Raw genomic sequence first — 19717 nt, forward strand, 5'->3', positions numbered from 1 at the left:
ATGGACATAACCGCCGAACCCGTATTCGACGGCGTTTGCGATCTCGGGGAAGGGCCGCTCTGGTCGCAGCGCGAGCGCGCCTTTTATTGGATCGATGTTACCGGGCGCACAGTCTGGCGGCATGACATCAGGACTGGAAAGACAGTCAGCCATTCCGTTTCCGGCATGCCTGGCTCGATCGCCACTCGCAAGTCGGGGGGCATCATCGCCGCATCCCGCACCGGACTCTCCCTTGTCGATCTCGACACGGGAGAGGAACGCAAGCTGCCAGCCCCTATCGATTTCGGGATTGAACGCTTCAACGACGGCAAGTGCGACCGGCGCGGGCGTTTCTTCGCCGGAACGATGGACAAGACGATCGCGGCCCCGATCGGCGGGCTGTACCGCGTCGATCCCGACCTGACGGTCACGAAGGTCGCCGGCGACATCCAACTGTCGAACGGACTTGCCTGGAGCCCGGACAACAAGACGCTTTATCATAACGAATCGAGGCCGGGTTACGTCTACGCTTATGACTACGACATTGAGACCGGCACGGTGGAGAATCGTCGAATCCACATCGACTTTGCCGCCGCGAACCGGCACCCGGACGGAAGCACGATCGACGCCGAAGGTTGCCTCTGGATCGCCGAGGTGGGCGACTGGTCGATCGGCCGCTACGATCCCGACGGCAAGCGCATGGGCGGCATCAAGGTTCCGACCCAACGCGTGACAAGCGTCATGTTCGGGGGCGACGACCTTTCGACCCTCTACATCACTTCCATGCGTTACAATCTCTTGCCCGAGCAGCTTGCCAGCCAGCCTTTGGCGGGCCGTGTCTTCGCCGCGCGGCCAGGCGTCAAAGGAATCCCGGAGATCGATTTCGCCGGTTGATCCGCTGTAAAGAGCCGGGAAGACTGCGGGGACGGCGTTGCTTTGCGGCTCTCGACGGCCGCGGGACTGCTTACCGACGAAGGGCCGCAGGCATGGCCCACGGCCCTTCGTCACTTCGGAACGACACCGGGTCGGAGCATTCCTTCGTCAGACGAGGCAAGCGCAACGAAATACGTTAGCGCCAGGAATGCTCCGAAGGCCCGGGTTCAGCGCCCGCGGCGCGTCACGAACTTGGTGTTGAGATAGGCTTCCATCGCTTCGGTGCCGCCTTCCGAACCATGGCCAGAATCCTTGATGCCGCCGAACGGCACTTCGGGAAGCGCAAGGCCATTGTGGTTGACGGTCAGCATGCCGGCCTGGATCTCGTCGGCCAGACGGTCGGCCGTCGCCGCCGACTCGGTGAAGGCGTAGGACGCAAGCCCGAAAGGCAGGCGGTTCGCTTCGGCGATGGCCTGGTCGGCGTCGGAAAAGCGGGAGACCAGGGCGAGCGGACCGAAGGGCTCCTCGTTCATCGCGCGTGCCTCGGTCGGCACGTCCGTCAAGACCGTGGGCTCGAAGAAGTAACCCTTGTTGCCGATGCGCTTGCCGCCGGTCGCGAGTTTTGCGCCCTTCTGCAGCGCGTCCTGGATCAGCGCTTCCATCGCCGGGATGCGACGCTCGTTGGCAAGCGGCCCCATGGTGGTGCCTTCCGCCAAGCCGTCGCCCACCTTGACCGCCTTTGCCGCGGCGACGAAACCTTCGACGAAACGGTCGTGCACGCCGGACTGGACGAGAAACCGGGTCGGCGACACGCAGACCTGGCCGGCGTTGCGGAACTTCGATCCCGCCAGGACGGCGACGGCGCGATCAACATCGGCGTCGTCGAAGACGATCGCCGGCGCATGACCGCCGAGTTCCATCGTGGCACGCTTCATATGCTGGCCGGCGAGGCCCGCGAGATGCTTGCCGACCGGCGTCGAGCCGGTGAAGGAGATCTTGGCGATGACCGGATGCGGGATGAGGTATTCCGAGATCTCGGCGGGCACGCCGTAGACGAGATTGACCACGCCTGCGGGAATGCCGGCGTCGACAAAGGCACGGATCAGCTCGGCCGGAGAGGCAGGCGTTTCCTCGGGCGCCTTGACGATGATCGAGCAGCCCGCCGCCAGCGCGGCCGAAACCTTCCGCACCACCTGGTTGATCGGGAAGTTCCACGGCGTGAAGGCGGCGACGGGCCCGACGGGTTCACGCGTCACGAGCTGGGTGACGCCGACGGCCCGCGACGGCACGATGCGGCCATAGGCGCGACGCGCCTCTTCGGCGAACCATTCGATGGTGTCGGCAGCGGCCATGGTTTCGCCCCGGGCTTCGGCCAGCGGCTTGCCTTGCTCGAGCGTCATCAGCCGCGCGATCTCGCCGGCGCGCTCACGCAGCAGGCTGGCCGCCTTGCGCATGATGGCGGAACGCTCATAGGCCGACGTCTTGCGCCATACGGTGAAACCGCGTGCCACCGCCGCAAGCGCTGCGTCGAGGTCGGACCTGTCGGCATGGGCTACGGTGCCGATCCTTTCCTCCGTCGCGGGGTTGATCACCGCGATGGTGCGACCGGAAGCGGCGGGGCGCCAGGCGCCGTCGATGTGCAGAAGCGTATCGGGATACATTCTCATTCCTTGTGGTGAATAGCGAAGCGGGTGAATGGTGAATGGCTCTTGGGGCGCGGCATCCCCCTTACCATCGATTGTCGATCCTTCACGACTTGTCCGGCGATTGGTAAACGAGATAGTCGCGGCAATGCCGAAATTCCATTCACCATTTCACCATCGACCATTCACTCGTACCCTTCAGGCCGCCACGGCGACCGACGAGAAGACGCTCTCGATCGTCGCTTCCAGCGTGTCGAGCCCCTCGTCCAGCGTCGCATCCGAAATGGTCAGCGGCACGAGAATGCGGACGACATTGGCGCGGGTGCCGCAAGACAACAGGATCAGACCCCGCTTTTCCGCTTCGGCGACAATGGCGTTGGTGAGCGCCGGCGCGGCAGCTTTCGTATGCCGGTCCTCGACCAGTTCGAACGCGACCATGGCGCCGAGGCCACGCACGTCGCCGATGCGCTCCATGCCCTGCCGCGCTGCAAGGTCATTGAGCCGAGCGGTGATCCGCTCGCCGATCGCGGCGGCACGGGCGCACAGCCCCTCCTCCTCGATCACGTCAAGCACGGCGTTGGCAGCGGCGACAGCAAGCGGATTGCCGGCATAGGTGCCGCCGAGACCGCCGGGATGGGCGGCGTTCATGATCTCGGCCTTGCCGACGACCGCCGAGAGCGGAAAGCCGCCGGCGAGACCCTTGGCGAGTGTCACGAGATCGGGCTTCACGCCGGCATGCTCCATCGCGAACATCTTGCCGGTCCGCCCCATGCCTGCCTGGACCTCGTCGGCGATGAACAGGATGCCGTGCTTGTCCGCGATCTCGCGCAGCCTCACCAGGAATTCGGCGGGCGCGACGTTGAAGCCGCCCTCACCCTGGACCGGCTCGACGATGAAAGCGGCGATGCGCTCGGGATCGACGTCGCCGGCGAAGAGACGCTCGAGGTCGGCAATGGCATCCTCGACCGTGATGCCGAGGAAGGGATTCGGGAAAGAGGCATGGAAGACCTCGGCCGGAAACGGACCGAAATTCTTCTTGTATGGCGCCACCTTGCCGGTCAGCGCCATGCCCATCAGGGTCCGCCCATGGAAGCCCCCGCTGAAAGCGATGATGCCGGAGCGCCTGGTGTGGGCCCGCGCGATCTTGACCGCGTTCTCCACCGCCTCGGCACCGGTGGTGACCAGCATGGTGCGGTTCTCCGCGCCCGTCGGCACGATCCGGTTCAACCGTTCGGCCAGCGCCACGTAGTTTTCATAGGGCGCGACATGGAAGCATGTATGCGTGAAGCGTGCCGCCTGGTCCGCCACCGCCTTCATCACCTTGGGATGGCGGTGGCCGGTGTTGACAACGGCGATGCCCGCAGCGAAATCGATGAAGCGGCGCCCCTCCACGTCCCACAATTCAGCATTCTCGGCGCGTTCGGCAAACAGCGCGCGTGTTGCCACGCCTCCGGCAACGGCCTTGCCCTGGCGTTCACGCAATTCGGCATTCGTGGTCATTGGAGCCCTCCTTTTGGCGCGGAGGTCTATAGCATGCTCATAATTTTGAGCAAAGGCCTGCTCGGAATTTCATCCGGATCTGGATCAAAGATGGGTGGGAACGAAGTGCGTGAACGGTTTTTGGGCGACATGTGTTTAGAGGTAGGGCGGCGTGCAGGCGGAGATCACGATTGTCCGCTTGTCCGAGAGATTGCGGAAACGGTGCGGCACCCGGCTGTCGAAAAGATAGGAATCGCCCGGCTTCAGCACGCGCACCTCTTCTCCCACGGTGACTTCGAGCTCCCCCGCGATCACAATGCCGCCCTCGGATGAGAAATGCTGCAGCAAGGTCTCGCCGGTGTCGGCCTGCGGTTCGTAGACTTCGTGCAGTATCTGGAGATTGTGGCGTCGCGCATCGCCGACTTGACGGAACGTCAGCCTCCCGCGCGGTTCAGCACTTGTTGTCGCCGAAAGCTTCGAGGTGAGATCGAGCAGCTCGTCGAAACCGAAGAATGGCCCTTCCGGAGTGGCGCGGTCCTCCTCGAAGAAATCGGCCATGCTGATGTTGAGACCACCGAGAATCCTGCGCAAGGTCGCAACCGAGGGGCTGGACTTGTTCTGCTCGACCACGGAGATCTGCGCATGCGGCACGCCCGCTCGCTGGGCGACCTGGCGCTGCGAGAGCCCGGCGGCCACGCGTATGGCGCGCAATCTCGCGCCGACATCGAACACGCCTTCCCGCTCGCCCGTCACCCAGAATCTCCTGCTTAATCTGTTTGCCAGGACATACTATTGAGCCGAAGGCGGGGACACAACACAGACGGATGCGGCTGATTTTTCAGCCATCCGAGAGCTCGGCCGCCTTTGCTCCCTTGCGCCCGGGTCGAGGCTCACCGCGGGAGAATTGCGAGACTGGCAGGCCGCCGCCCCAGCGGTGACGCCGCAAATCATCGGCCCTCCATGAGTAAGTTAAGGACACGATCTATTCTTGGTTGAGTAAAATCCGTAGCGATCGCCTAGATCATATGTTCTAGAGCTATTCTTTTTTGTTGACGGATCACCAAAGTAGCCTGACTATGGAAGAAGAGGGGATGGAAATATGCCAGCGAGCGCAGAGAAGGGAATACTTTCCGGATTGACCTTCATGCTGATCGGCGCAAGCCTGCTCGGATTGCAGTGCTTCTGGTCGGTCAGGGCCGGCATATGGCTGTCGTTCTCTGTCGTCGACGCGCTGCAAATGCTGGGGCCCGATCCGATGAGCAACGGTGCCGCGGCGTTCGGAGCCTGGCTCGACAGCCCGCAATCCTGGATCAGGCTGCATATGCTGCTCGACTGGATTTCGCTGCCCGTGGTGTTCCTGACTTTCGGCCTGATGGCTGTTTCCAGCAGCAAGGTGTAGGGACCGCGGCCGCGCGGCGCTAATCCGCGACCCGCTTCTCCGGCTCATTCTCGCCAGAACTTCACGATCAAAGAATCTCTCGGCTTGACGCAACCACAGCGTGCCCACTAACAAGAGCACGACGGTTTCCCGCAAGGGAATCAAAAGGGAACACGGTGCGGACGCCCCCAGCGCCCAATGCCGTGACTGCCCCCGCAACTGTAAGCGGTTAGTTTTCCGTCCACATGCCACTGGGCCCGCGGTCCCGGGAAGGCGACGGGAAGCGATGATCCGCGAGTCAGGAGACCTGCCGTCGGCCGTTGTCATGCGCGACCACGCCGGGCGGGGTGTCCTGGTGGAGCCGATCCCTGGCTGCTCTCGAGGCGGCAAAGGCGGTGCTGATCGCGGTGACGTGCAACGTACCGCTGGAGCATTCCGCCTTGTTCTTCAAAATCCGTGCCGAGCGCACGCCGCACCCGTCCGTTCCGAATTTCGATCCGACTCCTCCGCAAAACCGGCCATCCCTGCTATTCGGGAGTACTTTCGTCATGGCCGCGCTGGCAACGGCCGGCGCACATGCGCTGGACGCACGGAGCGACGACCCGCCGCGGCCCGCCGCTCGGACGACAGAACTCGAACTGGACGCAATCAAGGTCACCGGCAAGGGCGATCGGCCAGGGCCGGGACCCAACCTCGAGACGCGGTCGCAGGCCGGCAGCCGCCTCGAACTGACGCCTTTGGAAACGCCGGCCAGCGTCGAGATCATCGACGGCGAAACGATCCGCGACCGCGTCCAGACCAATGTCAACGAGGCCATCGCGCGCAACGGCACCGGGATCACTTTCCTCGGCGCGCCCGGCAATGGCGGCACATCGCTCGGCATGCGCGGCTTCACCGGGCTGGGAGCCGTCGCCCGGCTTTACGACGGCACCCGCATCTATCCCGGCTCTGGCACCATCACTTTTCCCTTCGACACCTGGACCGTCGACCGCATCGAAATCCTGCACGGGCCGGCCTCCGTTCTCTATGGCGAAGGCGCAATCGGCGGGGCGGTGAACGTCATCCCCAAGAAGCCGCTGACCGAGGGGCGACGCAACGAGATCATGGCCACGGTCGGCACCGATGGCAGGAGAGGCCTTGCCCTCGGCAGCGCTGGCCCGATCAACGACAGTCTCGCCTACAGCTTTGACATCAGCGCGAGAGATACGGAAGGATGGCTGGAACGAGGCGACGCTTCCAGCCTTGCTTTCGCGGGCAGCGCGCTCTGGCAGGTGAGCGACGATTTCAATCTCACCTTCTCTCACGACTACGGCTACGCGGAGCCGGTGGGATATTTCGGCACGCCGCTGGTCGATGGAAGGCTGGACGAACGCCTGCGCAAGCAAAACTACAACGTCGCCGATGCGCTGAATCGGTTCCAGGACAACTTCACCCAAGTCAGGGCAGAGTGGACCCCGACCGAGAACTTCACCCTCCGTAGTACGACCTATCGGGTGTCGAGCGATCGCCAATGGCGGAACGTGGAAACCTATCGCCACAGGTCGGCGACCGACGACGTGTTGCGCAGCAGCTACATCGCTATCCGTCACGATTACGAGCAGTACGGCAACCGCACCGACGCTTCCTTCGACAGCACCATCGCCGGCATGGACAACAGCACGCTGGTAGGCTTCGACGTCAACCGGATCAGCTTCGCCAACACCAACAATTCGCCCTATCCCGGCCAGTCGACGGTGACGGCTCTCGATTTCGACCCCGGCCACTTCATTGGGCCCGACAAGTTCGTCACGAGCAATCGCAGCACCGTGTGGCAGTACTCACTGTTCGCCGACAACAGGCTGGCCATGACCGATCGATGGTCGCTCGTCGGCGGGCTGCGTTACGACAGCCCTCAGGTGACCCGCACCGACCCCCAGACCGGAGCAGGCTTCGAGCGCACTTACGATTCGCTGAATTGGCGGATCGGCGCTGTCTACAACCCGCTGCCGGACATGGCGCTTTACGCTCAATATTCGAGGGCGGCCGAGCCGATCGGCAATCTTCTGTCCCTGTCCGAGGCCCAGAAGGACTATGCGCTCCCCGAGGGCGAGCAATATGAGGTCGGGGTTAAATACGCCTTTCTCGACGGCCGCGCCGAAGCGACGCTTTCAGCCTACCGCATCGTCAAGACGAACGTGCTCGCCCGCGATCCCGACAATCCTTCGATCACCCGTCAGATCGGCCGGCAATCCTCCCGGGGCATCGAAGCGGCGATCGGCCTGGATCTCGGCGCCGGATGGCGCATCGACGCCAACGGCACGATCCTCCAGGCCGAATATGACAACTACATCCAGGCCGGCGGCGACTTCTCGGGGAAGACCCCGCCCAATGTTCCCCGACGCCTGGCCAATCTCTACGCGTCCTGGGATTTTGCCGAGGATTGGACCGCTCTGGGCGGCGTCCATTATGTCGGTAAGACCTACGCCAACGACTCCAATACGAGCACCAGGCCTGCCTATGCGGTGGTGAATGCCGGACTCCAGTGGCGGCCCAACCCGAAGACGACGCTCGATCTCACGGTCGAGAACCTGTTCGACGAGGTCTACGCCACATCAGGCAATGCGACGCAATGGCTGCTCGGCGCCCCCCGTTCGGCCTCGCTTACGCTGAGGCTGGCCTTTTGAGCGGGCCAGCCGCCATCACCGCGGAGGGTATCTCCTGGGGCCCCTCCGCCGGCCGGCCGATCATCGAGAATGTGGGCTTCGATATTCCCGCCGGCACGGTGACGGCGATCGTCGGCCCAAACGGGGCCGGCAAATCCACGCTGCTGCGCTGTCTTTACCGCCATCACAGGCCGATCGCAGGCACTATCCTTCTCGACGGGCGGGACATTTGGAGCGTCGGGGCCCGGGCAGTGGCGAGGAAGGTCGCCGTCGTTCTCCAGGAGACGCCGACGGATTTCCCTTTCACGGTCCGCGAGGTGGTGGAGACGGGACGAACGCCGCATCAGGCCGGCCCGTTTTCCTGGAAGGCGCCCGACCGCCTGAAGGTCGAGGAGGCGCTCGACCGTTTCGAGCTCACGGCCTTGGCCGATCGGGCTTTCGCCTTCCTTTCGGGCGGCGAGAAGCAGCGCGTCATGCTGGCGCGCGCCATCGTCCAGGAGCCCGGGCTGATCATCCTGGACGAGCCGACCAACCATCTCGATATCCGCCACCAGCTCGAAATCCTGCGGGATCTGCGGCGGCTCGACGCGACCGTCATCGCCACCATGCACGACCTGAATCTTGCCGCGGCGATCGCCGACGGGGTTCTGGTGTTGCAAGGCGGCAAGATGCTCGGTTTCGGTCCCCCCGACATGGTTCTGACGCCGGAACTGGTTCGGCGAGCCTTCGAGGTCGAAACGACCGTGGACCGCCACCCGCACGATGGCAGGCCGCGCTTTTCCTTCCATCTCCCGGGGAGAGGATAATGGGTTTTCCAGCTTCCGGTTTGTCGATCATCCATCCGATTCCGCTGCTTGCCCTCGTTCTTGCTGCCCTTGCCGGCCAACCGGCCTTCGCCGTCACTGTCGAGAGCTGCGGACGCGAGGTCACGATCAAGACGCCGCCCCGTCGCGCCGCGAGTTACGGTTCGAACCTGACGGAAATCATGCTCGCTCTCGGGCTGGAGGATCGCATGGCAGGTTTCTTCGGCCAGGGTGAACGCATTCGCAAGCAATCGACCGAGCTTTTTCCTGGGGCCGCTGGCCTTGCCGAACTGCAAGGCGGCTATCCCACGCTCGAAGCCTTCCTGGATAACGACATCGATTTCTACTTCGCGGGCTGGAGCTACGGCATGCGGGTCGGCGGCGACATCACGCCCGAGGCACTGGCAGCGTTCGGGATCCCCGTCTACGAACTCTCGGAGAGCTGCATCCGGCTGGGGCGGGCGAAACAGCCCTCCTTCGAGTATCTCTATCGCGATGTCGCCAATCTGGCGGCGATCTTTGACGTTGCCGACCGAGCCGCAGCACTCATCCACAGCTACGAGGCCCGTCTCGCCGCCGTGACGCAAAGGCTGGCAGGCGTCTCCACGAGGCCGACCGTCTTCATCTACGATTCCGGCGAAAAGGTCGCGGTGAGCGCCGGGGGCTACTCCATGCCCCAGGCGATCATCGACGCGGCGGGAGGAGCCAACATCCTCGCCGACGTGGAATCGAGCTGGATCCGTGCCGAATGGGAGACCGTCGTCGATCGCAATCCCTCCGCGATCGTGGTCGTCGACTACGGCAACGTGACCGCGGAACAGAAGATCGCCTTCCTCAAGTCCAATCCGGCCTTCGCCGCTGTCGAGGCGATCCGTCAGGATCGCTTCCTGGTGCTCGGTTACGACGACCTGACGCCCGGGCCCCGCAACGTCTCGGCCGTCGAGCGTCTGGCAGGGTTCCTCCACGGGAATTGATCGGTCATGAGGCTCCGAGAAAAGACCGCCATCGCGGTCGCCGCGGCCCTCATCGCCGTCGTTGCGGCCATCACGCTGTCGGTGAGCTTCGGCACTGCGCCCATTCCCTTTTCGACCGTCTGGTCGATCGCCACCAACAGGATAGTCCCGGGCCTTGTCGAACCCTTCTGGACCGAGGGACGTGAGAATATCGTCTGGAACCTTCGTTTCCCTCGAGCGCTGCTGGCCATGCTGGTCGGGGCAGGGCTGGCCATGGCGGGCGCGGTGATGCAGGGCGCCATCCGGAACCCGCTCGCCGACCCGCATCTCCTGGGCGTCTCGGCCGGCGCGGCGTTCGGCGCCAACCTCGCTATACTGGTGACCGGCAACATCTTCGGGCAGGCCACGGTGCCGCTCTTCGCCTTCGTCGGCGCGCTTCTCTCCACCGGCCTCGTGATTGCGGCGGCCGCGTTCGGGCGAGGAGGCGTGGTGACCCTGGTTCTGGGCGGGATCGCGATCTCCTTCGTGATCTCCGCCTGCACCAATGTCATGCTCGTTCTCGCCGATCCGCGCGCCGTGGCGAGCGTGGTGTTCTGGATGTTCGGCGGCTTCGGCTTCGCGCAATGGGGAAACCTTGCCTTCCCCGCCGCCGCGGTGTTGATCGGCGGCACAGTCTTCCTCGCGAACGCGCGCCAACTCAATGCGCTCGCCATGGGAGACGAGACCGCGGGCACGCTCGGTGTTCCGGTGGTCCCCCTGCGGATCCTGTTGCTCACCACAAGCGCGTTCCTGACCGGCGTGATGGTCGCTTTTTCCGGAATAATCGGTTTCGTCGGCCTGATGATGCCGCACATCGCCCGATTGCTGGTCGGTGGCGACAACCGCCTCGTGCTGCCGGCCAGCGCCGTCCTCGGCGCCATCTTCCTAGTGCTGGCCGACCTTGCCGCACGAACAGTGACGGCGCCCAACGAGCTGCCCGTCGGCGTCGTTACGGGGCTGCTTGGAGGTCTGTTCTTCCTCGCTCTTTTGCGCAAGCGCTCGATCCGCTGATCGGACAGGATCGGCGATCAGGAACGGGATCTTCTGGTCCTTCAGGACACTCGCCGCGGCCCGCCAAGGTTCGCTCCGATCCACCCACACGCTTCAGTGGCGGCCGAGGGGCTCCCGGCTTGCTCTTCATGGCACTGGCCGGCTGCAGGCCAAGCACCAGCGCGATTGCAACCAATATGGTCCTGATCAGCTATTGACTATCTAGGGTAGATATGGTCACATCATACAACCGAGATCAAGTATGGGGTGGACACTACCTGGAAATGCCTGCGTTGCTTTTCCAGGCCTGGGAGACAGGTAACGCTATTGAACCATTAGGGGGAGAGGGGGGGCTCGGGGCAGTACTTGAAAACCTGAAACCGGACTGCTCGGCGGGGCGCATTGCATGATGGCCTCGTGACCGTCGCCAGCATCCGCCCGGTGGTTCGGCCCAACTCCCGTCGAGTTCACCTACAAGTCCCACAGCAGGTTCAGCGACGAGTTGCTGTATTGCGACCGTGTGCCTGACCTGGAGATCGCCAATATAGGGTTGCCGTGGCTTGAATAGACGCTGAATTCGACAGCCACGGGTTCGAAAAGAAAGTGAGCGCGCAAGCATATGGATCCCGTACAACGCCGCAGACTTGAAGATTTGGCAACGCAGCGTCTCCAAGCCACCCGACTGGACGAGGAGCAATGGTCTTTTCTGTTTCGCACGGAGGGCTCTCTCGGGCTGGTTTACTGCCCGTGGTCGGTGCTTGAGGACTACGAGTTCGACGGCGATTTGGACGGGCTCGAATTGCCATGGAGCGACGAGCGGATCGAGGAGATCGAAGAAGGAGACGATCCGACGGAAGCTGAACTTGCCGAGTGGCGAAGAGCGACAGGCCGACAGCTGGCAGATCACTCCGAGTGGGCGGTGCCGGCTTGGATCGTCCCGATCCGGCTGGATGAGCAAGTGGCCGGTTATGCTCTGTTCCTATGCCTCGGCGAGGGCGAGGACGAGCCGCACCTCGAAGGTATCCATGAGACCGTCGCGGAAGCCAGGTCGGCCCTTGCCGCGCAGGGCGCTGTCGCCGCCGACTAGTTTATTTCCAGCTCCGCCGCCATCAAACTGGCCGGGCAGCCTGTCTCGTCTGGCTCGTCGCGAGGATGCTCCTTGGCAAGCCCGGCCCGGATGCAGGCCCGACCTCCGTCAGCACCGCGCCGACCTTCTTTCGAGAGAGCCTTGTCGTGGAGATGCTGAACCCCAAGACGGCTCTGTTCTTCCTGACCTTCCTGCCGCGGTTCGTGGACTCTTCGGCGCCGCTGCCTGTCGACCTGCAATTCTTCATCCTCGGCACGGTCGTCAATCTGGCCTTGTCGGCTGCAGATCTCGCGGCGGTCGGTCTCGCGTCCCTCGCCTCCCGCCGCATGCGGCATGCCGGCGCCCCAGGCCGAACGATGCCCATGGTCTGCGGGTCGATCATGATCGGTCTGGCGGTGATGATCGTAGCGCGGCCGCCGTGAGCGCTCCGACGGAATGGAACCGCTAAAGACCAAAGCCCCGGCGTTTCGCTTCAAAGAGCGAATGGATCTTTCTGCGAGGACACACCTTCGAACGGATCCTTCTTGGGCGCATCCGGCACCCTCTTGGCCTCGGCTTCGAAGGTTTCCTGGCATGTCAGCAACTCCCGCATGGCCGCGGCTGAGCCCTTCAGATCGAGGGTGACAACGACGGTTCCCTTGTAGCTGATCGTCAGGGAATGCTTGCGCATGAACTCCTTGAAGAACTCCGCTTCGCTCGCCTCGGCGACCAGAAACGGAACCTTCCCTCCGATTTTCATGACGCTCGCTTCGGCCCGCCAGGGGTTACGCCCATCCATCTGGATGACAAGCTCATAGTCCTTGCCCTCTTCCAGCGATTTCCATTGCTCGTTACCGACCCCGATATAGGCGAAGAGATTCCGATCGATCCCCACAAAGCCAAGACGCAATACCGTGGAATCCTCAAATGCCGTGGCGATGAAGCACCCGTTCTCAACGGTCCGATCGACCCATACCGTCCAGTGACCTACGGACTTCCAGAAGGCGACCGATTGGTCAACAGCGCCCTCCTCATTGGCGTTGGACGACGCGAGGCCGAACGCCAACATCACGGCAATAACGATAGCTCTGATCATCTAACCCTCCCCACCCAGAACGAATGAAACCAGAGCGTGCAACCGTTGTCGAGTACAGCTTTCGTATGGACCGCAACTCTTACGGCGGGAATGAGAGAGGCGGCGGGAAGATCTCCCGCCGGGTCGATCACGACTGGCCTTGCGGCGATGATCGTAACGCCGTCGCTGTGAGCGCACCCGGCAGTCAGGGGTTGGAAGTGGCTTCAGGCGATCAAGCGGCCTGCCGAAAGATGCCACGCGCGGGCGGGATTTCCTCCCAAAGACTTAGCCACAAGCGGCGGTAGAAGACGCCCTCCCACTTGGCCATGACAATTCTACATAGTATTTTATTTTAACCGGCCTGTTAGCAGAAAATGAGATGGCAACACTTCCTCCATCGGACGATTTATTAATCGATCTCATATACTCCTCCCTGATTGGCGAAACGCACTGGCAGAATTTTCTCGACCAGGTGAAACGAACCCTTCCCGAGGGCCAAAGCACGCTTTTCTACCACGATGCCAATCGTGGGAGTGGCTCTTTTTCCCTGTCCTCGCGCATCGCGCAGGACATATTGCGCGACTATGAGCACCATTTCTCGAAGATCAATCCATGGATGCCAAAGGCCATGGTCAGGCCGGTCGGCATTGGCGTTGTAAGCGAGCAGATGCTTGCACGGGAAGACTTCGTTCGAACAGAATTCTACAATGATTTCTACCGCAGGACCCGCTCGGAGACCGCAATCGGCATCACAATCATCCGAAACGCCGGCGTTTCCTTCATGCTTAGCACAGCCACCAAGAGAAGCGACCCGGACGCCAACCTGACGGAGGCCAATCGGCTAACACGGCTCGCACCCCATCTGAAGCGGGCATTCGACTATTATCGTCGTGGATCCGCCGATCGCGCGCTAGCGGAAAGGGTCGGGCCCGCCTTTTCGATCCTCGATGTCGGCCTTGTGCTCGTTGGCGCCCACGGACACGTAAAGGCCATGACGCCCGCGGCAGAGGACATGATCGAAAGCGGCATCGGCCTCAGCATTTCCACGACCGGTCGATTGCGGTCGCACGCCCCCGCAGTGGACGAGGCCCTGCAGGCCATGACCAACCTCGTGGCCGCGTCACCCGACACGTACAGCACCATCACGACACAGACCAGACGATCCGCCAGGATTACTTTCGTCCGCGTTGGCAAGGACCCCACCGCTTCGTACTTTGAAGGTCCGACAGTGCTCGTTTTGATAGACCCCATAGCCAAGGCCTCCCATCTAGCAAACGCCGAGACCTTCGCAGCCGCCTTCAGCCTCACGCCGTCGGAGACCATGTTCTTGCCGGCATCGTATCGGGCCAGACTGTTCGAGAGCTCGCTGATCGTTTCGGGAAATCTGCCGATACTGTTCGTACTCAATTAAAAAAGATCTTTGTCAAAACAGGGGCAAGTCGGCAATCCGACCTCGTTCGCATAGCTGGGCGGTTCGCAAAGAAAATCTAGGATAGAATTTAGATAATTCCTTCTCGGCATACCCTAAATGGGTAATGCAAAGACCCAGCTGCCGCGAATAACTTTCCAGACTAGATGAACTACATCCAAACTGAAAGGTGGCGGTCTCAGATGATGCGCCCGATGGTAGTCTTTGCGTCTATGATGTTGTGTTCGTCCTTCGCGGCCGCCGGCGAGTTCGACGGCACCTGGAGCGGCAAGTGGGGCGGCAATGCGCCGGGCCAGATCCAGGTCCAGGATGACAGGGTGGTCGCCTACCGATTCAAGGGCCAGCAATTCGTCGGCAAGACGAAGATTGCGGGCAAGACGCTGACCTTCGGCAACGCCACCTATACGATCAAGATGACGATGGCCGGCGGAAACAAGGCAAACGCCTTCCTATCGAGGCAGGTTCGGCCCGCCCGCCACTGGGACTTTCATCCGAAACTGAGGGGAGAGGATGCCCGGCGGGGCCATTGCAAGCCGGAATGATTTGGTGGAGCCAAGGGGAGTCGAACCCCTGACCTCTTGAATGCCATTCAAGCGCTCTCCCAACTGAGCTATGGCCCCACACCCGGCCTTGGCCGGCGCCGGTTCCCCGGCGAAGAGGTCGACCGGACTTTCGTGCCGGCCAATGTCGAGGCGGCTTCTAACCCCGCCTCGCGCTAAGATCAAGCCCACAAATGCGGCTTTTTCAGTCGAATTTTTCGGGCAGCCGATGACGGCGCGGAAGGCGCCGCCAGGGTTTAGATTTCGTCCTCGTCCTCGCCGATGCCGATGATGCCGGAAACGTCGTCGTCACCCTCTTCCTCGTCCTCGAGGAAGGTGTCATCGTCGTCGCCGAGATCGACATCGTCGTCGTCATCGAGATCAGGAAGATCGTCGCCGCCCTTTGCTTCGTCGTCGGCGTCCTCGAGCGACACCACCTCCACGGACTCCTCATCGCCGAGCTCCTTCTGCTCGGTGTCATCCTCGTCCTCGATGGAGGTGTCGTTGCCGGATTCGAAATAGGAGCGCGGATAGCTCTTGCCCGTATAGGGCGATACGATCGGATCCTTGTTCAGATCGTAGAATTTGCGGCCCGTTTCCGGGTCGATGCGCTTTGTGCCAAGCTCTGGTTTCGCCACTGGAAGCCTCGTCGAACGGTTTCGGTCCCCTTAGCGGCAGTTTGCGGCCCTGTCAAAACTTTATGAGCCTGCCTCGAAACAAGCGCCGAACAGCTTGTCCGAAGCGGTTTCCGTGAGGGGATGACCGCCCGAAAAAGCCATGATAGGAGACCGTCGCGACGGGACGAGCGGCGCCGATATCCGCTGCCCCCGACAGGAATCAGGGAACCACGCCATGTCCGACTACGCCCCACAACAGCCGGCGACCGCCCGTAAATCGCCCGCTCTGAAGGGTCGGGCGCGCGTACCCGGCGACAAGTCCATCTCGCACCGCTCCTTCATGTTCGGCGGTCTGGCGGCCGGAGAAACCCGCATCACCGGTCTCCTCGAAGGCGAGGACGTATTGCGCACCGGCGAGGCCATGAAAGCGATGGGCGCGCATATCGAAAAGGTCGGCGATACCTGGATCATCCAGGGAACCGGCAATGGCGCGCTGCTCCAGCCAGAGGCCCCGTTCGATTTCGGCAATGCCGGCACCGGCTCGCGCCTGACCATGGGTCTGGTCGGCACCTACGACATGGAGACCACTTTCATCGGCGACGCCTCGCTGTCGAAGCGCCCGATGGCACGTGTGCTGGATCCGCTGCGGCTGATGGGCACCCAGGTGGTGAAGGCTGCCCCCGGCGACCGCATGCCGCTCACCCTGCGTGGACCCGGCGTAGCCGCTCCCATCACCTATCGCGTCCCGATGCCGTCGGCCCAGGTGAAATCGGCCGTGCTGCTCGCCGGCCTCAACACGCCCGGCGTCACCACCGTCGTCGAACCGGTGATGACGCGCGATCATACGGAGAAGATGCTGAAGGGCTTCGGCGCCAGCATTGAGACCGAGACCGACAAGGACGGCGTGCGCCACATCCGCATCGAAGGCCAGGGCCGGCTGACCGGCCAGACGATCGCTGTCCCCGGCGATCCGTCCTCCGCCGGCTTCCCGCTGGTGGCGGCGATCATCGTGCCGGGTTCGGACATCGTCATCGAAAACGTGCTCATGAACCCCACGCGCACGGGCCTTATCCTGACGCTGCAGGAAATGGGCGCATCCATCGAGCTCATGAACCAGCGCAGCGCCGGCGGCGAAGACGTCGCCGACTTGCGCGTGCGCTCCTCCGATCTGAAGGGTGTCAATGTGCCACCCGAGCGTGCGCCCTCGATGATCGACGAATATCCGGTGCTCGCCGTCGCCGCTGCCTTCGCCGAAGGCGAAACCATCATGGAAGGGCTGGAGGAGCTTCGGGTCAAGGAATCCGACCGGCTCGCGGCCGTCGCCGCCGGCCTCAAGGCCAATGGCGTCGATTGCGCCGAAGGCGAGGCCTCTCTCGCGGTACGCGGCCGCCCGAGCGGCAAAATGCTCGGCGGCGGGACCGTCGAAACCCATCTCGATCATCGCATCGCCATGGCCTTTCTGGTGCTCGGGCTCGCCACGGAAAGGCCGGTCACGGTCGACGACCAGGCCATGATCGCCACCAGCTTTCCGGAATTCATGGGACTGATGCGCGATCTCGGCGCCGAGATCGAGACGGCCGAGGCCGTCGCGTGAGCGGTCCCTTCACCATTGCCATCGACGGGCCCGCCGGAGCGGGCAAGGGCACGCTCGGCCGTCGCGTGGCGGATCATTACCGGCTGCATCTGCTCGACACCGGTCTCACCTATCGCGCCGTCGCGCACGACATGCTGAAGAAGGGCTTGCCGCTCGACGACGAGGAACGAGCCGTCGCGGCGGCCAGGGCCATCGACCTCTCGCGGCTCGACCGCGAGGTTCTGTCGGCCCATGCCGTGGGCGAGGCTGCTTCGCAGGTGGCCGTCATCCCAGCGGTGCGCCGTACGCTGGTCGAGAAGCAGCGCGAATTCGCCAGGACGCCGCCGGGTGCCGTGCTCGACGGCCGCGACATCGGCACGGTCGTTTGCCCTGACGCGGACGTGAAGCTCTACGTCACGGCGAGCGCCGGCGTTCGCGCCCGCCGCCGGCTTGCGGAGATCGAGGCCCGCCACGGGACGGCCGACTACGACCAGATCCTCGCCGACATCGAACGCCGCGACGCGCGCGACATGGGCCGTACCGATTCCCCGCTCAAGCCCGCGCCCGACGCGCACTTGCTCGATACGTCGGAAATGGATATAGAAGCCGCGTTTCTGGCGGCGAAAGCGATCATCGACGAGGTTCTCGCCAAGCGAAACGAAGCCTGAGTCGGGCTTTCCGTTTTTCCAATTGAGTGGAAGAGCGGGAATACCCATATCGGGTTCGAACCAGCCTGCCAGCATTCTCATGCGCCGAACCGCCGCTCGGACAGCGGCACCAGGGCTCCAGGAGCCCGGAACGCCGGCAGGCCAACGCAACACCAACCCCGGCGCCAGCCCCGCCGACGAGCAGGGGCTCTGTCAGGAGCATCAATGTCACAAGCCAATCCCACGCGCGACGATTTCGCCGCGCTTTTGGAAGAATCCTTTTCCGATGGTCATTCCGGCGAAGGTCAGGTCGTGCGCGGCACGATCACCGCGATCGAGAAGGACATGGCCATCATCGACGTCGGCCTGAAGGTCGAAGGCCGCGTTCCGCTGAAGGAATTCGGTGCCAAGGCCAAGGACGGCCAGATGAAGGTCGGCGACGTCGTCGAGGTCTATGTCGAGCGCATCGAGAACGCGCTTGGCGAGGCCATGCTGTCCCGCGAGAAGGCCCGCCGTGAAGAGAGCTGGGTCCGCCTCGAGGAGAAGTTCAACAAGGGCGAGCGCGTCGAAGGCGTCATCTTCAACCAGGTCAAGGGCGGCTTCACCGTCGACCTCGACGGCGCCGTGGCCTTCCTGCCGCGCAGCCAGGTCGATATCCGTCCGATCCGCGACGTCACCCCGCTCATGCACAATCCGCAGCCTTTCGAGATCCTCAAGATGGATCGCCGCCGCGGCAACATCGTCGTGTCGCGCCGCACCGTGCTCGAGGAGAGCCGCGCCGAGCAGCGCTCGGAGATCGTGCAGAACCTCGAGGAAGGCCAGGTGGTCGAGGGCGTGGTCAAGAACATCACCGACTACGGTGCGTTCGTCGACCTCGGCGGCATCGACGGCCTGCTGCATGTCACCGACATGGCATGGCGCCGCGTCAACCATCCGACCGAGATCCTCAACATCGGTCAGACGGTCAAGGTGCAGATCATCCGCATCAACCAGGAAACCCACCGCATCTCGCTCGGCATGAAGCAGCTCGAGAGCGATCCCTGGAACGACATCGGCACCAAGTTCCCGATCGGCAAGAAGATCCGCGGCACGGTCACCAACATCACCGACTACGGCGCCTTCGTGGAGCTGGAGCCGGGCATCGAGGGCCTCATCCACGTCTCGGAAATGTCGTGGACGAAGAAGAACGTGCATCCGGGCAAGATCCTCTCGACCTCGCAGGAAGTCGACGTGGTGGTGCTCGAGGTCGATCCGGCCAAGCGCCGCATCTCGCTCGGCCTCAAGCAAACCCTCGAGAATCCGTGGGAAGCCTTCGCCCGCAACCATCCGTCGGGCTCGATCGTCGAGGGCGAGGTCAAGAACAAGACCGAATTCGGCCTGTTCATCGGTCTCGACGGCGACGTGGACGGCATGGTGCACCTCTCCGACCTCGACTGGACCCGTCCGGGCGAGCAGGTCATCGAGGAGTATCAGCGCGGTCAGGTCGTGCAGGCGCAGGTTCTCGACGTCGACATCGACAAGGAGCGCATCTCGCTCGGCATCAAGCAGCTGCAGCGGGGCGGCGGCGGCGACGCCGCGGCTTCGGGCGAGCTGCGCAAGAATGCCGTCGTCACCTGCGAAGTGACCGGCATCAAGGATGGCGGCATCGAGGTTCGTCTCGTCGAGAGCGGGCTGGATTCCTTCATCAAGCGGTCCGACCTGTCGCGCGACCGTGACGAACAGCGCCCCGAGCGCTTCACCGTCGGCCAGAAGGTCGATGCGCGCGTCATCGCCTACGACAAGAAGACCCGCAAGGTTCAGGTCTCGATCAAGGCGCTGGAAATCGCCGAGGAGAAGGAAGCGGTCGCCCAGTACGGCTCGACCGACTCCGGCGCTTCGCTCGGCGACATTCTGGGCGCCGCGCTGAAGAACCGCGGAAATTGACAAATCGCGTAAAGCGACGTCTCAAGAAGCCCCGCCGGAGCGATCCGGCGGGGCTTTTGTTTGCGGTAC

General features: G+C 63.2%; 17 protein-coding genes, 1 tRNA gene, 1 pseudogene and 1 riboswitch. Of the genes and pseudogenes, 13 read left to right on the forward strand and 6 right to left on the reverse strand.

All coding sequences use genetic code 11. The features are described from left to right. Positions 1–873 carry an SMP-30/gluconolactonase/LRE family protein gene (locus ACCO56_RS29135; RefSeq protein ID WP_433644442.1) on the forward strand — a complete coding sequence of 291 codons (873 nt, stop codon included), beginning with the start codon at positions 1–3 and terminating at the stop codon, positions 871–873. 206 nt (positions 874–1079) lie between these two features. On the opposite strand, the gene ACCO56_RS29140 is transcribed toward ACCO56_RS29135, so the two are convergent. The 3 genes from ACCO56_RS29140 to ACCO56_RS29150 all read right to left on the reverse strand — a co-directional run bounded on the left by ACCO56_RS29140 (position 1080) and on the right by ACCO56_RS29150 (position 4727). Beyond that, positions 1080–2519: an NAD-dependent succinate-semialdehyde dehydrogenase gene (locus tag ACCO56_RS29140; RefSeq protein WP_433644443.1), complete on the reverse strand. Its 1440-nt coding sequence runs from the start codon at positions 2517–2519 to the stop codon at positions 1080–1082. Positions 2520–2693: 174 nt separating this feature from the next. After that, entirely contained in the window at positions 2694–3995 is a 1302-nt protein-coding gene (gabT, locus tag ACCO56_RS29145; protein WP_433644444.1) for a 4-aminobutyrate--2-oxoglutarate transaminase, read from the reverse strand. Positions 3996–4130: 135 nt separating this feature from the next. Then, positions 4131–4727, reverse strand: a complete 597-nt coding sequence (locus ACCO56_RS29150; protein WP_433644446.1) for a cupin domain-containing protein — start codon at positions 4725–4727, stop codon at positions 4131–4133. A 346-nt stretch (positions 4728–5073) separates the two neighbouring features. Between ACCO56_RS29150 and ACCO56_RS29155 the strand changes: the two genes are divergently transcribed. From ACCO56_RS29155 to ACCO56_RS29185, 7 genes and pseudogenes are all read left to right on the forward strand, one after another. Further along, the gene (locus tag ACCO56_RS29155; RefSeq protein ID WP_433644447.1) at positions 5074–5373 is read left to right on the forward strand and encodes a hypothetical protein; all 300 of its coding nucleotides are present in this window, start codon (positions 5074–5076) and stop codon (positions 5371–5373) included. A 105-nt stretch (positions 5374–5478) separates the two neighbouring features. Further along, positions 5479–5681, forward strand: a riboswitch (cobalamin riboswitch). Beyond that, on the forward strand, positions 5673–8015 hold the full coding sequence (locus ACCO56_RS29160; RefSeq protein WP_433644448.1) for a TonB-dependent receptor: 2343 nt from the start codon (positions 5673–5675) through the stop codon (positions 8013–8015). Its footprint overlaps the riboswitch before it by 9 nt. Beyond that, on the forward strand, positions 8012–8800 hold the full coding sequence (locus ACCO56_RS29165; protein WP_433644449.1) for an ABC transporter ATP-binding protein: 789 nt from the start codon (positions 8012–8014) through the stop codon (positions 8798–8800). Before ACCO56_RS29160 ends, ACCO56_RS29165 begins: the two co-directional genes overlap by 4 nt. Then, the gene (locus ACCO56_RS29170; protein ID WP_433644451.1) at positions 8800–9771 is read left to right on the forward strand and encodes an ABC transporter substrate-binding protein; all 972 of its coding nucleotides are present in this window, start codon (positions 8800–8802) and stop codon (positions 9769–9771) included. Before ACCO56_RS29165 ends, ACCO56_RS29170 begins: the two co-directional genes overlap by 1 nt. Positions 9772–9777: 6 nt before the next feature. Further along, positions 9778–10800 (forward strand): FecCD family ABC transporter permease, encoded by a 1023-nt coding sequence (locus ACCO56_RS29175; RefSeq protein WP_433644452.1) that lies wholly within the window; start codon positions 9778–9780, stop codon positions 10798–10800. A 631-nt stretch (positions 10801–11431) separates the two neighbouring features. Beyond that, a complete protein-coding gene (locus tag ACCO56_RS29180; RefSeq protein WP_433644453.1) occupies positions 11432–11866 on the forward strand; it encodes a hypothetical protein in 435 nt (144 codons plus the stop codon). Positions 11867–11913: 47 nt separating this feature from the next. Then, positions 11914–12288: pseudogene (locus ACCO56_RS29185) on the forward strand (LysE family translocator); the annotation flags it as partial. A gap of 50 nt (positions 12289–12338) precedes the next feature. Here ACCO56_RS29185 and ACCO56_RS29190 read toward each other — a convergent pair. Next, on the reverse strand, positions 12339–12941 hold the full coding sequence (locus tag ACCO56_RS29190; protein ID WP_433644454.1) for a hypothetical protein: 603 nt from the start codon (positions 12939–12941) through the stop codon (positions 12339–12341). A gap of 358 nt (positions 12942–13299) precedes the next feature. Here ACCO56_RS29190 and ACCO56_RS29195 point away from each other — a divergent pair, with 358 nt between their 5' ends. Together ACCO56_RS29195 and ACCO56_RS29200 are read left to right on the forward strand one after the other, a co-directional pair. After that, complete coding sequence (locus ACCO56_RS29195; protein ID WP_433644455.1) at positions 13300–14331, forward strand: helix-turn-helix transcriptional regulator; 1032 nt, start codon at positions 13300–13302, stop codon at positions 14329–14331. Positions 14332–14543: 212 nt separating this feature from the next. Continuing rightward, positions 14544–14891, forward strand: coding sequence for a hypothetical protein (locus tag ACCO56_RS29200; RefSeq protein ID WP_433644456.1), 348 nt, complete (start codon positions 14544–14546; stop codon positions 14889–14891). A gap of 2 nt (positions 14892–14893) precedes the next feature. On the opposite strand, the gene ACCO56_RS29205 is transcribed toward ACCO56_RS29200, so the two are convergent. Beyond that, positions 14894–14969 (reverse strand) — tRNA-Ala (locus ACCO56_RS29205). Between the two features lie 176 nt (positions 14970–15145). Next, positions 15146–15526, reverse strand: coding sequence for a TIGR02300 family protein (locus ACCO56_RS29210; RefSeq protein WP_433644457.1), 381 nt, complete (start codon positions 15524–15526; stop codon positions 15146–15148). A 214-nt stretch (positions 15527–15740) separates the two neighbouring features. On the opposite strand from ACCO56_RS29210, the gene aroA reads away from it, so the two are divergent. The 3 genes from aroA to rpsA all read left to right on the forward strand — a co-directional run bounded on the left by aroA (position 15741) and on the right by rpsA (position 19648). Then, positions 15741–17099 (forward strand): 3-phosphoshikimate 1-carboxyvinyltransferase, encoded by a 1359-nt coding sequence (aroA, locus tag ACCO56_RS29215; RefSeq protein WP_433644458.1) that lies wholly within the window; start codon positions 15741–15743, stop codon positions 17097–17099. Beyond that, complete coding sequence (gene cmk / locus ACCO56_RS29220) at positions 17096–17746, forward strand: (d)CMP kinase (RefSeq protein WP_433644459.1); 651 nt, start codon at positions 17096–17098, stop codon at positions 17744–17746. Before aroA ends, cmk begins: the two co-directional genes overlap by 4 nt. 204 nt (positions 17747–17950) lie before the next feature. Next, entirely contained in the window at positions 17951–19648 is a 1698-nt protein-coding gene (rpsA, locus tag ACCO56_RS29225; protein ID WP_433644460.1) for a 30S ribosomal protein S1, read from the forward strand. Positions 19649–19717 lie beyond the last annotated feature (69 nt).

Origin of the sequence: Mesorhizobium sp. 1B3, from assembly GCF_050958605.1 — a bacterium.
GTDB lineage: Bacteria > Pseudomonadota > Alphaproteobacteria > Rhizobiales > Rhizobiaceae.